Source organism: Pseudomonas sp. PvP027 (assembly GCF_017833005.1).
GTDB classification, from domain to species: domain Bacteria; phylum Pseudomonadota; class Gammaproteobacteria; order Pseudomonadales; family Pseudomonadaceae; genus Aquipseudomonas; species Aquipseudomonas congelans.
In genome coordinates this window covers 5,511,425-5,525,227 of sequence record NZ_JAFIBK010000001.1, presented here as the reverse complement: position 1 = coordinate 5,525,227, position 13,803 = coordinate 5,511,425, and the positions used below count along the sequence as shown (strand labels likewise).

The window sequence follows — 13,803 nt, the reverse complement described above, 5'->3', positions numbered from 1 at the left end:
CGTTTTTTTTAATCGAATTCGGCTTGCCGAAGCGGCATGCTACTGTCTGGTAATGTCCAGTAACGATTAGACCGCATGCGCCATCTCGCCCGCACACGCCCTCGCCTCACCCTTGCCGCTCTGGTCGGCCTGACCGCAGGCATCGCCTGGTCCTGGCTCATCCCTCAATCGACACTGACCCAGAGCCTGCTGACTGGCTGGGACACGGGAGTATGGCTTTATCTGATCATGATTTTCATCCGCACGTTGCGCAGCGATGCTGACGATGTGCGGCGCGTCGCGATGAGGGAAGACGAAAACGCGGGGGTCATTCTGGTCACGGTCTGCGTTGCGGCGCTGGCCAGTCTGGCCGCAATCATTTTTGAAATCGCCAGCAGCAAAGGCCTTTCCAACGACGCCAAGATGCTTCACCACGCCTTCACAGGGCTGACGGTCATCGGTTCATGGCTGATGATCGGCGTGATCTTCAGCCTGCATTACGCACGCATGTTCTACACCTGGAAAGGCAAGGAGCCCGCACTGGCGTTTGTGGGTGGCGAAAAGAACCCCGATTACTGGGACTTTCTGTACTTTTCGTTCACCCTCAGCGTCGCAGTGCAAACCTCCGACGTTGGCGTAGCGACGCGAGAAATGCGCAAGGTCGTGCTCGGCCAGTCGTTGATCTGCTTTGTGTTCAACACCGCGATTCTGGGCTTTTCGATCAACATCGCCGCCAGCCTGTTCAATTAGCGTTTGCCTTGAAAACAATCCCATCAAGAGGCCTTCAGACAATGACCCCATTGAAAATCGCGGTACTCGACGACTGGCAAAACGTAGCCAGCGATGTGGTGGACTGGTCAGTGCTCGGCTCAGTGGGCAAGGTCAGTTTTCTGCATGACTACCCTGCTGATACATCGACCATGGCGCAGCGCTTGCGAGATTTCGACATCATTTGCGTGATGCGCGAGCGAACCCTGTTCGATGCGGCGCTGCTCAGCCAGTTGCCGGCGCTGAAACTGCTGGTCACCGGTGGCATGCGCAATGCAGCGATCGATACTGCTGCGGCGAAGCGTCAGGGCGTTGTAGTGTGCGGAACTGAAAGCTATAAGCATGCGGCACCGGAGCTGACCTGGGCGCTGATCATGGGCATCACCCGTAACCTGGTGGCCGAGGCCAACTCGTTGCGCGCCGGCAACTGGCAGGTCGGACTGGGCAGCGACCTGCATGGCAAAACCCTGGGTATTCTCGGCCTGGGCAGTATCGGTAAGTGGATCGCCCGTTACGGGCAGGCCTTCGGCATGAAAGTCATTGCCTGGAGCCAGAACCTGACACCAGAAGCTGCTGCCGAGTCAGGCGTCACCCATGTCAGCAAACAGCAACTGTTCGAACAGGCCGATGTGCTGTCGGTGCACCTGGTGCTCAGCGACCGCAGCCGTGGCCTGGTGGACGCAGAAGCACTGAGCTGGATGAAGCCCGCCGCTTATCTGATCAACTCGTCACGCGGCCCGATCATTGATCAGGCCGCGCTGATCGAAACATTGCGCCAGCGCAGAATCGCCGGCGCTGCGCTGGACGTCTTCGACATCGAACCGCTGCCGGCCGACCACCCGTTCCGAACACTGGACAACGTGCTGGCGACCCCGCACATCGGTTACGTCACCGAGAACAACTACCGGACTTTCTACGGGCAGATGATCGAAGATATCCAGGCGTGGCATGCGGGATCGCCGATTCGGGTGTTTGGCTGACGAGTCGTGAAACATCAGGCTGTCACCTATGGATGCCACGCTACGTCCGGGCATTGTATATGAGCACCCGTAAAGCCTGATCAGGGGGCTCGCTGCCGGCCCCCGCTTCCAGGCCAGTAAACGACCGGCGCTTCGGACAAAAAAGGACAGAACCGAATTAACCGTGCAGACGTTTGCTGCAATGGAAATCAGTTCTATGCGAAACTTCTCGTCCGATGGACAATGTCCGGAATATACTTGCGCCCTGAGCCCGAGTATCAATAAACAACAGAAAAAAGAAAAACAGTCGCACACTCGTCATATCAAGTTTCCGACTTGTTTATATGAACACTGACATTCAATAAGTCATCGCCTGACTCGAGATTAATTCTCCTGCTTTACCAGGCGCAGTCACTTTTCGCACAGACCATTGAGACATCCGATGAATATCCGCTCCGCCAGGCCACATGACAGCCTCATGGCCGCTAATGAGAAACCTGTCATGGCAGACAGGACCCCACAGCCGGCGAGCGCTGGCGCGACGGGTGCAACTTCGGATACGCAGGCAAAACTCGATACCTACACCCCCTCCGACAGGCGCTCCGCTGAAACAGCGGAAACCTCTCCGGTCTATACCAGAGCAATGTTCAAACGAAGTGCTCAAGCGCTGGAGAACGGAGCATCCCCGTCGGACACGGCGTTACTTGCCAGTCAAAAAGCGCTTGCCAGTCAGGACGATATCAAGGCCGTGCTCAATGACGTGGCCACTGTCAAAGACAACACGCCCCCTGCCGAGCCAGATAATAAAGTCAAAGACAAAGACAAGGTGTCCTCTGCAGAGCCCGTCAAAACTGCCGAGCCTGTCTTGCGCGGGGGAGCCAACGTCAATCCTGATGATATCGCCACACCTGCCGCGGCCACGAAGATGATTCAGGACCTCAAAGCGATTGGAGGCGGAACCTTGCGCTTTCAGATGACGCACGACCAGATTCAGGATGGCAGGCAGTTGGATAAACTCAGGGCATTGCTGAGTGAAGGGGGCAAACAGGGTGTCAAAGTTCAGTTCACGTTTCGCGACAACGCGAATCAGGGTAGCGGAAACGTGCTGACGGGAGACAAATTGAAGCAGGCCTCGGCTGATATCAGTGGCGTGCTCAAAAGGTTTGGCAGTCTTCCCGGTTTCGTGCTGGATACTTTCCATCAGGGTGGTAAAAGCGCAAATCAGGAATGGGCTGACATGCAGACCACGTTAATTAAATCTGCGCGCAATGCCGGTTATAAAGGAAGTATTGTTGTCGAGGATAGCAACTGGGGGGGCGGACTGACTGCAGGTCCGCAAAGCGGCCTGGTCAAGTTCGCCGATCAATTAAAGGCCGCCAATGGCGAAGACAACCCAGCCCTGATTGGAAGTTTTCATGTGTATGCCAGGGAAAGCGAAGCCTCTTCGCGACTTGCCAACCAGATCAAGGCATTGAAAGAGGCCGGCTATAAATTCCAGATTGGTGAAGTGGGTAATGCCAACCTGACGGCAGGCAATACCTTCCAGCAAAAGGACGCCGCCACTAAAGCCCTGCAGGACAATATGAGCGCGCTCAAAGCCGCCGGCGCGGACATTTTACCCGGCAAGGACCAGTTTCAGGATGGCAAACTTCGCCGCCATACCGGTTTTTCAAAGGCCGATCAGTACTGATGAGGCCATGCTGCGTGTGAACAAGGGCCGGAGCCCATGACACACGCGGCTGAAGCTGCCCCTGAAGGCTCAGGCTTTCTCTGTCAGAACCCGATACCTGCAGCATTACAACGTATAAGCAATCCCCACCTGCACCGTTCGCGGAGCGCCCGGATAGGCGTAGACGTTGCCGAACGAGCCTTCTTCATACTCGGTGTTGAACACATTCTTCAGGTCCAGATTGAGCTTCACGTGCGGATTGACCTTGTAATAGGCCAGCAAGTCGAACACCGTATAGCTGTCCATCGAGAAAGAGGTGTTGGCCGTACGCCCGGCGCGCTGGTCGACATAGCGACCGCCGCCGCCCAGACCCAGACCACGCAGGGCGCCGTCCTGAAACTCGTAGACATTGAGCAGGCTGAACGTTTGCTCGGGAATGTTCATCAGCCGTGTACCGGACCGCAGCGTGTTGTCCTTGGTGACCTCGGCGTCTACGTAGGCGTAGCTGCCCATCACCCGCCACTCGGGCGTCAGGTTGCCGACCACGTTCAGGTCCAGGCCGCGACTGCGCACCTCGCCGGCCGCCACACTGAACGTTGAATCGACCGGGTCGGTGGTCAGCACGTTACGCTTCTCGATCTGATAGATCGCCGTGTCGACACTCAGTTGCCCGTCCAGCGCCTCCCACTTGGTTCCGATCTCATAGGATTTGCCCTCCTCCGGCTTGAACCCGCCACCCAGTCGGCTGGCACCGCTGTTGGGCTTGAACGAGCGAGCGGTCGTGGCGTAGACGGCAAGGTCGTCGGTCAGGTTGTAGCTCAGGCCGAGGCGCGGTGTGACGGCGTTATCGCTGGCAGTCCAGCTGCTGGTACCGGGCAGGAAAGAATCGTAATCGTGTTCGAAACGCTCCAGACGCACACCGCCCAGCAGCTTCAGGCGCTCGGTCAGGGTCACCTGGTCCTGCACGAAGGCAGCCCAGGTCTTGAGGTTTTCCTTGTCGTGGGTGGTCGTTCGAGTCAGTGCCGGACGAGCCTGGCCGTAGACCGGATCGAAGATGTCGATCGGGTAGGCGCCTGCTGCACCGCTTGAGCGTCGAATGATCGACTTGTAATCATAATCTTCATACTCGACACCGGTCAGCAGCGTGTGCTCGAAACCGCCAGCCGAAAAATGCCCGGTCAGGTTCAGTTGCACATCGCGATCGGTCCACTCCAGCTTGCGATAGTTGAAGTTGCGCCCGAGCGTGCGACCGTCCGCCGCCAGCCCGTTGGCCTCGATGGCATCGCCTTGCAGGGAGCCATCAAGGATCTGCACGCCGCCGCCCAGCGTCCAGTCCGCGTTGAGGTCATGCTCGAAGCGCAGTTGTGCCATGTTGTTGTCGTTATGCAGCTTGCCCACACTCTTCTCGCCGAAGAACGTGTCGCGGGAAGCAGTGCCCACCTGGTTGGCATACCGCGTCAGGCCACGATCCAGCGGCGCGTTGTTGCGCATGAAGTCACCTTCGAAGGTGATCCGCGTGGCGTCGTCGACCTGCCAGCTCAATACCGGCGCCACACCATAGCGCTCGGTTTCGACATGGTCACGGAACGTATCGCCGCCCTCACCGACCACATTCAGGCGATAGGCAAAACGGCCTTGGTCATCCAGTGGCCCCGAGGCATCCAGCGTTCCGCGCTTCATGCCCTGATCATTGAGCTGACTGCCCAGCGTCACGGAAGGCTCGGCCAACGGCTGTTTGGAAACCACGTTGAAGGTGCCGCCCGGATCGCCGCGGCCATAAAGTGTGGTGGCCGGACCGCGCAGCACCTCAAGACGCTCGATGGTGTTGGCGTCCGGCATGTTCGGATAACCGCGATTGATCGGGAAGCCATTGCGGTAGAACTCGCCGGTGGTGAAGCCGCGCACCGTAAACGTGGTCAGCCCTTGACCACCGAAGTTGTTGGCTCGCCCGACGCCGCCCGCGTAGTCGAGAGCATCCTGCAAACGTGTGGAACCGATATCCTCGACCGCTTCGCGGGTTACGACGCTGACCGATTGCGGGGTTTCGTGCAACGAGGTATCGGTACGCGTGGCACTGGCAGAGCGTGTGGCCCGATAACCATCGACCGGCCCTTGTGCCGTTTCGGCATTGGCGGCGCCCTGGATATCGATATTCTGCAATTCCATGGCAGGTTGGACACCAGCCACCTGATCAGCCCAGGCCGCTTGAGAGATAGCCTGGATAACGCAAAGTGAAACGAGAGTACGACGCATCGACGTGCAGCCCTTGGCAAGAAAGCCAGACCTCTTGGGACCTGGCAGGATTTTTTTGCGAATAGTACAGATTCGTATTAACGCCTGATACAAATTCCCAAAAATGTTCTTGGCCAGTGTCTTTATGTCGCTTAGCCAATGTGGCGATAAACAGGCAAACTGCGCTTATTGCGCCTCACGAGAGAACCCCCGATGCCTCTTTCCCACAAGCCTGCCGATCCTCATTGCGCCTTGCTGGTGATCGACATGCAGTACGATTTCATGCCCGGCGGGCAACTGGCGGTGGCTGACGGCGATGCGCTGCTGCCACTGATCAACCGTCTCGGGGCGCGCTTTTCCCAGGTGGTCATCACTCAGGACTGGCATCCTGCCGGGCACATTTCCTTTGCTTCAAGCCACGCCCAACGCCTGCCGTTCGAGAGCATCACCCTGCCCTACGGTCCGCAGACGCTGTGGCCGGATCATTGCGTACAAGGCAGCCACGGTGCGCAGTTGCATGCCGACCTTGATCTGCCTCACGCGCAACTGATCCTGCGCAAGGGCTGCAACGCGCAAATCGACAGTTACTCGGCATTTCTGGAGGCAGACCGCACGACCCGCACAGGGCTGGCCGGCTACCTGACGGAGCGTGGCATCGATACGGTATTCGTGGTGGGCCTGGCGCTGGACTTCTGTGTCGCCTGGTCGGCTCAGGATGCACGCGGTGCCGGTTTCAACACCTTTGTGATCGAAGACGCCTGTCGCGCCATCGACATGAACGGCTCGCTGGAGAACGCCTGGAAGACCATGCTGGGCATGGGTATCGAACGCGTACAGAGTGCGGATCTGCTGGGCTAGACCGACACATCTGCGCACTGGCTCAAACAATTCTCGATAGGCTCTGCGGCTGGCGAACGACGGCGCGCGGCGCCTGTCTGAAGCATCGGACCGGCATTGCCCAGGTCGGTCCATTTCATCACTGGCGCTGAGGACGTTGTATGGATCACGAAGTAGATGGCAAGACCCCCGGCCTGTCAGCCGAGGAAGAGCGCGAGATTGATGAGAATCAGCCGCCCCGCGCGGCGGTGTTGCACGAAACCATTCGCATGCAGGGCGACCACGAACTGGAGCGCAGTGTTGCCGCGCTGTGGTGGTCGGCATTGGCCGCAGGGCTGACCATGGGCCTGTCGCTGATGGCGATGGGTTTGTTGAACTCGCGCCTCGAAGGCATCCCCGGCAGCCATGTGATCAGCAGCCTTGGCTATTCGGCAGGGTTTCTGGCGGTGATCCTGGCGCGCCAGCAACTGTTCACGGAAAACACCATCACGGCTGTGCTGCCGGTCATGAGCAAGCTGAACCTGGCCAACATCTGGCGGCTGTTGCGCTTGTGGGGTGTGGTTCTGACCGGCAATCTGGTCGGCACACTGCTGGTCGCCTACGTCATGCTCAACCTGCCGATTTTCGACGCCAGCACTGACAAGGCGTTTCTGGAAATCGGCCACAAGGTCATGGAAAACGACATGGCCCAGATGTTTTCCAAGGGCATCGTCTCGGGCTGGATGATTGCGACCATGGTCTGGATGATCGCGTCGATGGAAAACGCCAAGATAGCGATCATTGTGCTTATCACTTACCTGATGGCGCTCGGCGACTTCACGCACATCGTGGTGGGTTCGGCCGAAGTATCCTATCTTGTATTCGCAGGTGAGCTGGGCTGGAAAGATTTCTGGTTCGCTTTCGCAGGGCCCACCCTGGCGGGCAACATTATCGGTGGCAGTTTTATTTTCGCTTTGATCAGCCATGCGCAGATCCGCAGTGAAAAAGACACCACAGAGAAAATGGAGCGTGATCGCAAAAACAAGGAAGAAAAACTTCGCCTTGATAAAGCGCAAAAGCTCAAGGAAGCGGATTCCGCAGCAAAGCAGGAAATATGATCCCTATCATTAAACTTTCTTTCAGGAAACGCGGCGGGTTTTAAAGGCAGAATGAATCTTTGAACGCACTTATTCAGGCAGGGACCATGACCCGAATTCTGGCAATCGAAGATGATGCCATCACTGCAAAGGAAATCGTGACCGAACTCAGTAGCCACGGACTGGAAGTGGACTGGGTCGACAATGGCCGTGACGGTCTGGCGCGTGCAGTGAGTGGCGATTATGACCTTATTACCCTGGACCGCATGTTGCCGGAGATGGATGGTCTGACCATCGTCACCCACTTGCGTGCCCAGGGCATTTCCACGCCGATCCTGATGATCAGCGCCCTCTCCGACGTGGACGAACGCGTTCGGGGTCTGCGTGCCGGTGGGGATGACTATCTGCCAAAGCCCTTCGCGTCGGATGAGATGGCCGCGCGCGTCGAGGTGCTGTTACGGCGCAGCAACCCGGTCAGTGCCGCCAAGACGGTATTGCAGGTTGCCGACCTGGAACTGAACCTGATTACCCGGGAAGCCTGTCGCGGCGGCGAGCCGCTGACCCTGCTGCCCACCGAATTCAAGCTGCTCGAGTTCCTGATGCGCAACAGCGGACAGATCATCACCCGAATGATGATTTTTCAGGAAGTCTGGGGCTACCACTTCGATCCGGGCACCAACCTGATCGACGTTCACATCGGCCGTTTGCGCAAGAAGATCGACCAACCCGGTACCGCACAGCTCATTCAGACCGTGCGAGGATCCGGCTATGTCATTGCCGAACCCGTCTAACGGCTGGCGATCATCCACAAGTCGATTACTGGCACTGTACAGCTCGCTGTTCGTAGCCTGGAGCGTGATTCTGCTAGGCGTGCTGTATTGGGAGGTGACGTCCTATCTGGACACCCTCGCGCGCCAGTCGCTGACCCATCGCCAGCAACTGTTTTCGCGCTTCGAGGGGCAGGGACTGGTGGACGCTCTGGCCACCAGCATGACCTTCGATACCCGCTCGGTGGATGCCTACGGTCTGTTCGACGAGAACTTCCGCCCGGTTGCCGGGCCCATCACCAGCATCCCGAAAAACCTGCCCATCGACGGCCAGATTCACGTACTGAACGACTGCATCGAATCGGACGATCCAGGCATGCCGCAAGGCAGCTGCGATGCGATCGTCAATCGTACGCCGGACGGCCGCTGGCTGGTTCTGGTTCGCGAGAACGGTTCGCTGTTCGCCGTGAGCACGCTGATCCTGCATGCCTTGCTGTGGGGCATCTCGCTGACCATTATTCCCGGAGTTGCCGGCTGGCATTTGCTGCGCCGTCGGCCGTTGCGGCGTATCCGCGCGATCCAGGCCAGCGCCGAATCAATCATCGCCGGCGACATGGCCGGCCGTCTGCCGGTTTCCAACAGGCGAGATGAGCTGGACATGCTGGCGGTGATCGTCAACGCCATGCTCGACCGTATCGAAAAGCTCATGAACGAGGTCAAGGGCGTCTGCGACAACATCGCCCATGACCTGCGCACACCGCTGACCCGCCTGCGTGCGCAGCTTTACCGTATTCAGCAGCAGTCAGCGCACGATTCGAGCCATGCCACCCAGATAGCCCAGGTCATCAGCGAAGCTGACACGCTGATGGCACGCTTCCGCGGGCTGCTGCGCATTTCCGAACTGGAAGACCGCCAGCGACGCTCGGCATTCGTTGAACTGGAACTGCGCCCATTGCTGCAGGAGCTGCATGATTTCTATCTGCCGCTGGCTGAAGAAGACCAGATCACCCTGATACTCGACCTGCATGAAACGTTACCTACTCTGGTAGGCGACCGCGCCCTGCTGTTCGAAGCACTGACCAACCTGCTGGGCAATGCCATCAAGTTCACCCCTGGCGGTGGAATCGTCAAAATCAGTGCCTACCCTGCCCCTGGCGGCACCACGCCGTGCATCGAAGTACAGGATTCCGGGCCTGGCATCCCCGTCGCCGAGCGCGCCGCTGTGTTCCAGCGCTTTTATCGCAGTGAGGCCGGCACCGAGCAAAGCGGCTTCGGTCTCGGTCTCTCGGTAGTAGCCGCAATCGTCAATCTGCACGGTTTTACGCTGCAGATAGGCACCAGCGAATACGGCGGCGCAAGTTTGCTGCTGGAATGCCGCACAGTGAATACGCTGGCCTGAAACTCAGGCACCTTCAAGCCCATGACTGCATGACCGTGCCTGCTTTTTGACGAGATTAAAGCGTCTGGCCCGGTGGTTTCAGCTATTTCGATATTAATCTGGCGCGTTCTGCCAAGTGCTCATGTGTAACTATATGTTTCATATGTGCGCCTGGGTTGACCGTTTCAGCACGCACAGTTTCCTCTCAATAAATACGCTTTTCAGGCTCGATACGGCGTTTTTCCCCGATTAAATCCACCTGTCGCTCGAAAGATGATGGCTAAACGCCAAAGCACAATGTGAGCGAATAGACATTTTTGTGACGTCAGTGACTTGTCGCCATGCTGGCACTGCGTTATCTATGTCCAGGCAAACACAGTTCCTGCGGTAACGTTTCCGCTGCACCCAGAATAATAACTCACCGGATTTCGCCACTTACCAGGCGAGGCTTTGGCATGGCTGCCGAAGCAGAGAACGCTGCACTAATTGCTGGATAAAATTTAGCTGGGAGGCTGTTATGGGCGCACAATCGAAGATTCTAACGATCGGTAAGTACAAGGTTTACGCCGAGACTTACTGGAAAGGCAGCGACGCCAAGACCATTCTGCTGGTCAACGGCGCACTGTCGACCACTGGCTCTTTCGGGCAGACAGTCAAATACTTGCAACCGCACTACAACCTGGTGCTGTTCGATCTGCCGTTTTCGGGGCAATCCCGAGCGCACAACCCGGACGACATGATTGTCAGCAAGGAAGATGAAGTAAACATTCTCCTGCAACTGATTGATCTTTATCAGGTAAACCACCTACTGTCGGTCTCCTGGGGCGGTGTGTCGGCCCTGCTAGCCCTTTCCGAATGCCCTCCATCCGTGGAAAAGGCAATCATCAGCTCGTTCTCGCCGGTCCTCAACGAGGCCATGCTCGACTACATCGACAACGCTCAGGTCTATCTCGCCGCACGCGAGAAACGCAAGATCGGCTCACTGCTCAACGACACCGTGGGCAAGTACCTGCCGCGCCTGTTCAAACTCTATAACTACAAGCACCTGATCAGTCTGGCCGAGCACGAATATCGCCAGATCGACTTTCATATCAGCCAGATTCGCCAACTAAGCGCCAGTAACTACGTCGAGCGTTTCTCCTCGATCAACATTCCGGTGCTGTTCATCAATGGTGAAAAAGATGAATACACCACCGTTGAAGATGCGCGCATGTTTTCCAACTACATCGCCAAAAGCACTTTCAATGTAGTTCCGGACACCGGGCACTTTCTGGACCTGGAAAGCAAGGCGGCGTGGCACCACTCGCAAAGAACCGCACTGACATTCCTGGGTACTGAAGCCACCCAGGAGATTTGGCCCAGCGTCACCGCGATGGCCTGAAGCTCGCTCGCCTGCGCCCGGAAAGCCTTGGTGCTTTTCCGGCGTGACGCTGTGATGGATGGGTGTTGGTTTCGTTGATCGGGCAGTGCTATTCGTTGATGACTTTTCCCTTTGCAACGCTCCTGCGTTCGTGCGGCTGTGAAAAAACTTCTGCTGGTGGTCAGTGTGGTGCCCCTGGGTCTGATCGGCGTGGTCGCGGCCTTGTTGATTTCCGGGCATCCGCTGGGGTTCGTGGCGATTCCTGGCGTGCTGGTGCTGATCGGCATCAGCATCCGCAACTCGGTGATTCTGATGACGCAGATCGATGAATTCATTGCCGCCGGGGAAAGCGCCTGGACATCGGTGGTCAAGGCCACCGAACATCGCTGCCGACCGATTACGCTCACCTTAGCGGCCGCGAGCCTGGGCATGATCCCGATTGCCCGCGAGGTGTTCTGGGGCCCGATGGCCATCGCCACCTTGCTGACCCTGTTTTTCCTGCCGGCACTGTATATGGTCAGCTATCGGATCAAGCCACCTGCTGCTTAGAAGGTCAGATTTCGACAGGCAGAAAATCGAACAGCGCCTGCGGTGCCTCGACCAACATAATGCGCTTGAGCGGATCCGGGCATTCAAGCGCGCGGAACTGCTCGACCACACGGGGGTAGCTGACCACGTGCTCATGCTGGGTGTGCGGCCAGTCGCTGCCCCATACCAGTCGGCGTGGACCAAAGCTCTGCAGCAGCAATGGCAATGCCGCGCGAGCAAACGCCGCGTTCTGCTCGACACTGCCGCGCAGACGGTAGATTGCCGAAACCTTCATCCACAGTTGCCCGCTCAGCCCCAATTCCAGCAGGGCTTGGAACGCCGGATCATCAACACCGAGACGCGCATCGGGCCGCCCGAAATGATCAATCACGAGCTTGCAACCAAACGGTAGCAACTGACGGATCAGCCCCGGCAGGTCAGCTATCTCGCGGTGCAGTTCGACATGCCAGCCGAGCGTCCAGATGTGTTTGAACAGCATCTTCCATTCCGGCGCGGCGAAGTCCGGCAGCGGCTTGCCGATCAGGTTCAGGCGGATGCCGACAATACCCAGCCTGGCCATATGCTGCAACGCACCGCGACTGATGTCCGTGTCGACCACCGCCACGCCGCGCAACCGGTCCGGAGCCTGCGCCAGAGCGTCGAGCAGAAACCGGTTATCGGTCCCCAGAAAACTGGGCTGGACCAGTACGCCGTGGCTCAGGCCATGTTCACTCAGGTTGGCCAGATAGGCCTGCACCGTTGCGTCGTAGTCAGGGCTGTAACGTCGCCCTGACGCCAGGCTCAAATCCTTGCTGAAGACATGTGCGTGGGCATCGATGCCCAGCATTGGCGTGGTACAGGAATCAGTCATGGGTTCGTCTATAAGAAGTCGACGCGGTGCCGCAACACCGCGGATGAAAGGATTTTCAAGCTTGCTGCGCTGCGCCCTTGTCCAGTGGCTCGGCAACCGGCAGCGTGGCTTCGAGGTTGCGTCCACGGGTTTCCGGCAGGCAGAAAGCGGCAATCATTGCCACGCCGTAGGCAATGCCGGCGTCGATGCCGATGGCGCTGCCAAGCGACATTGACTGGCTCATATGCCCTACCAGAAACGGAAACACCGCCGACAGCACGCGCCCGAAGTTGTAGCAGAAGCCCACCCCGGCACCACGTACCTCTGCCGGGTACAGCTCATTGAAAAACGAGCCGAGGCTGGCCGGAATGCCTGCTGCGAAAAAGCCCAGCGGAAAACCGAGAAACAGCATCTGTGTGTTGCTCAACGGCAGCATCAGGTAGCACTGCACGGTAACCACGCAACACAAGGCGAACAGCATGATGTTCCTGCGTCGACCAATGCGATCGATCAACAGACCGCTGCACACGCAGCCACACCAGAACGCAACGATAATGACCGCCAGATAGCCGCCGGAGCTGAGCACTGACAGGTTGCGCTCGGTTTTGAGAAAGGTCGGCAACCAGGTCATGACCGCGTGATAACCGCCATGCGCACCAAGCCCCAGCAAGCCACCGAGCAAGGTAACGCGCAACAGCTCGGGGCGAAAAATCCCGGCCATCGACTTGAAGAAGTTGACCTTCGGCGCGGCGCTTTTCTGCATGCGCAGGAAGCTGTCCGGCTCTTCGACATTGCGTCGCACCCAGATGATCATCAGGGCGGGCAGCAGGCCGACAAAGAACATCACCCGCCAGGCGATATCCTCCGGCACAAACGAATAAATCAGGGTGAACAGCACCACCGCCAAGCCCCAGCCGACGGCCCACGCACTTTGCACGGTGGCCATGACCTTGCCGCGGTAACGGGACTGGATCGTCTCGGCCATCAGCACCGCGCCTGCCGCCCACTCACCACCGATGCCAAAGCCCTGCAGTGCCTTGACGATCAGCAACTGGTTGAAACCGGTCACGAACGCAGACAAAAAGGTAAAGAAGGAAAACCACAGGATCATCCACTGCAGCGTGCGCACCCGACCATAGCGGTCCGACAGCGTCCCGCCCACCCAACCACCCAACGCAGATGTCACCAGCGTTACCGCGCTGATCAGCCCGGCATCGCCCTTGGTCAGGGCAAAGGCAGCAATCAGGGCCGGAATGGCCAGACCGAACATCTGCACCTCCAGAGCGTCCAGCGACCAGCCGCCAAAACAGGCCCAGAAGGTCTTGCGTTCCTTGGGAGTGACGTCGCGATACCAGTTGAACATGGCTTTTTATCCTTAATGAGCGTTGAGCGGCTCTGGC

General features: G+C 58.1%; 11 protein-coding genes and 1 pseudogene. 9 read left to right on the top strand and 3 right to left on the bottom strand.

Annotated elements, in window-relative coordinates:
• Positions 1-75: 75 nt before the first annotated feature.
• From JOE33_RS24120 to JOE33_RS24110, 3 genes are all read left to right on the top strand, one after another.
• Positions 76-729 (top strand): DUF1345 domain-containing protein, encoded by a 654-nt coding sequence (locus JOE33_RS24120; RefSeq protein ID WP_010426896.1) that lies wholly within the window; start codon positions 76-78, stop codon positions 727-729.
• 41 nt (positions 730-770) lie between these two features.
• Positions 771-1,727, top strand: coding sequence for a D-2-hydroxyacid dehydrogenase family protein (locus tag JOE33_RS24115; protein ID WP_096130410.1), 957 nt, complete (start codon positions 771-773; stop codon positions 1,725-1,727).
• A 421-nt stretch (positions 1,728-2,148) separates the two neighbouring features.
• Entirely contained in the window at positions 2,149-3,396 is a 1,248-nt protein-coding gene (locus JOE33_RS24110) for a cellulase family glycosylhydrolase (protein WP_096130411.1), read from the top strand.
• A gap of 105 nt (positions 3,397-3,501) precedes the next feature.
• Here JOE33_RS24110 and JOE33_RS24105 read toward each other — a convergent pair whose 3' ends face one another.
• Entirely contained in the window at positions 3,502-5,628 is a 2,127-nt protein-coding gene (locus tag JOE33_RS24105; RefSeq protein ID WP_187626204.1) for a TonB-dependent receptor, read from the bottom strand.
• Positions 5,629-5,820: 192 nt separating this feature from the next.
• Here JOE33_RS24105 and pncA point away from each other — a divergent pair, with 192 nt between their 5' ends.
• The 6 genes and pseudogenes from pncA to JOE33_RS24075 all read left to right on the top strand — a co-directional run.
• Complete coding sequence (pncA, locus tag JOE33_RS24100) at positions 5,821-6,465, top strand: bifunctional nicotinamidase/pyrazinamidase (RefSeq protein WP_010426904.1); 645 nt, start codon at positions 5,821-5,823, stop codon at positions 6,463-6,465.
• Positions 6,466-6,605: 140 nt separating this feature from the next.
• Positions 6,606-7,541: a formate/nitrite transporter family protein gene (locus JOE33_RS24095; RefSeq protein ID WP_032612551.1), complete on the top strand. Its 936-nt coding sequence runs from the start codon at positions 6,606-6,608 to the stop codon at positions 7,539-7,541.
• Positions 7,542-7,627: 86 nt separating this feature from the next.
• Entirely contained in the window at positions 7,628-8,311 is a 684-nt protein-coding gene (locus JOE33_RS24090) for a response regulator transcription factor (RefSeq protein WP_003371891.1), read from the top strand.
• On the top strand, positions 8,289-9,686 hold the full coding sequence (locus tag JOE33_RS24085) for a HAMP domain-containing sensor histidine kinase (protein ID WP_187625925.1): 1,398 nt from the start codon (positions 8,289-8,291) through the stop codon (positions 9,684-9,686). The genes JOE33_RS24090 and JOE33_RS24085 overlap by 23 nt, the downstream gene beginning before the upstream one ends.
• 496 nt (positions 9,687-10,182) lie before the next feature.
• Positions 10,183-11,046 carry an alpha/beta hydrolase gene (locus tag JOE33_RS24080; RefSeq protein WP_096101718.1) on the top strand — a complete coding sequence of 288 codons (864 nt, stop codon included), beginning with the start codon at positions 10,183-10,185 and terminating at the stop codon, positions 11,044-11,046.
• A 135-nt stretch (positions 11,047-11,181) separates the two neighbouring features.
• Positions 11,182-11,574, top strand: a pseudogene (locus tag JOE33_RS24075) (efflux RND transporter permease subunit); the annotation flags it as partial.
• A gap of 4 nt (positions 11,575-11,578) precedes the next feature.
• Here the strand turns inward: JOE33_RS24075 and JOE33_RS24070 are convergent.
• Both JOE33_RS24070 and JOE33_RS24065 read right to left on the bottom strand, forming a co-directional pair.
• Positions 11,579-12,424 (bottom strand): amidohydrolase family protein, encoded by an 846-nt coding sequence (locus JOE33_RS24070; protein ID WP_025990779.1) that lies wholly within the window; start codon positions 12,422-12,424, stop codon positions 11,579-11,581.
• Positions 12,425-12,479: 55 nt separating this feature from the next.
• Positions 12,480-13,766, bottom strand: coding sequence for an MFS transporter (locus tag JOE33_RS24065; protein WP_010426917.1), 1,287 nt, complete (start codon positions 13,764-13,766; stop codon positions 12,480-12,482).
• Between the last annotated feature and the right edge of the window lie 37 nt (positions 13,767-13,803).

Coding starts and splice junctions, on each gene's coding strand:
- JOE33_RS24120 (WP_010426896.1), top strand. CDS start 76: ATGCGCCATCTCGCCCGCACACGCCCTCGCCTCACCCTTGCCGCTCTG.
- JOE33_RS24115 (WP_096130410.1), top strand. CDS start 771: ATGACCCCATTGAAAATCGCGGTACTCGACGACTGGCAAAACGTAGCC.
- JOE33_RS24110 (WP_096130411.1), top strand. CDS start 2,149: ATGAATATCCGCTCCGCCAGGCCACATGACAGCCTCATGGCCGCTAAT.
- JOE33_RS24105 (WP_187626204.1), bottom strand. CDS start 5,628: ATGCGTCGTACTCTCGTTTCACTTTGCGTTATCCAGGCTATCTCTCAA.
- pncA (WP_010426904.1), top strand. CDS start 5,821: ATGCCTCTTTCCCACAAGCCTGCCGATCCTCATTGCGCCTTGCTGGTG.
- JOE33_RS24095 (WP_032612551.1), top strand. CDS start 6,606: ATGGATCACGAAGTAGATGGCAAGACCCCCGGCCTGTCAGCCGAGGAA.
- JOE33_RS24090 (WP_003371891.1), top strand. CDS start 7,628: ATGACCCGAATTCTGGCAATCGAAGATGATGCCATCACTGCAAAGGAA.
- JOE33_RS24085 (WP_187625925.1), top strand. CDS start 8,289: ATGTCATTGCCGAACCCGTCTAACGGCTGGCGATCATCCACAAGTCGA.
- JOE33_RS24080 (WP_096101718.1), top strand. CDS start 10,183: ATGGGCGCACAATCGAAGATTCTAACGATCGGTAAGTACAAGGTTTAC.
- JOE33_RS24070 (WP_025990779.1), bottom strand. CDS start 12,424: ATGACTGATTCCTGTACCACGCCAATGCTGGGCATCGATGCCCACGCA.
- JOE33_RS24065 (WP_010426917.1), bottom strand. CDS start 13,766: ATGTTCAACTGGTATCGCGACGTCACTCCCAAGGAACGCAAGACCTTC.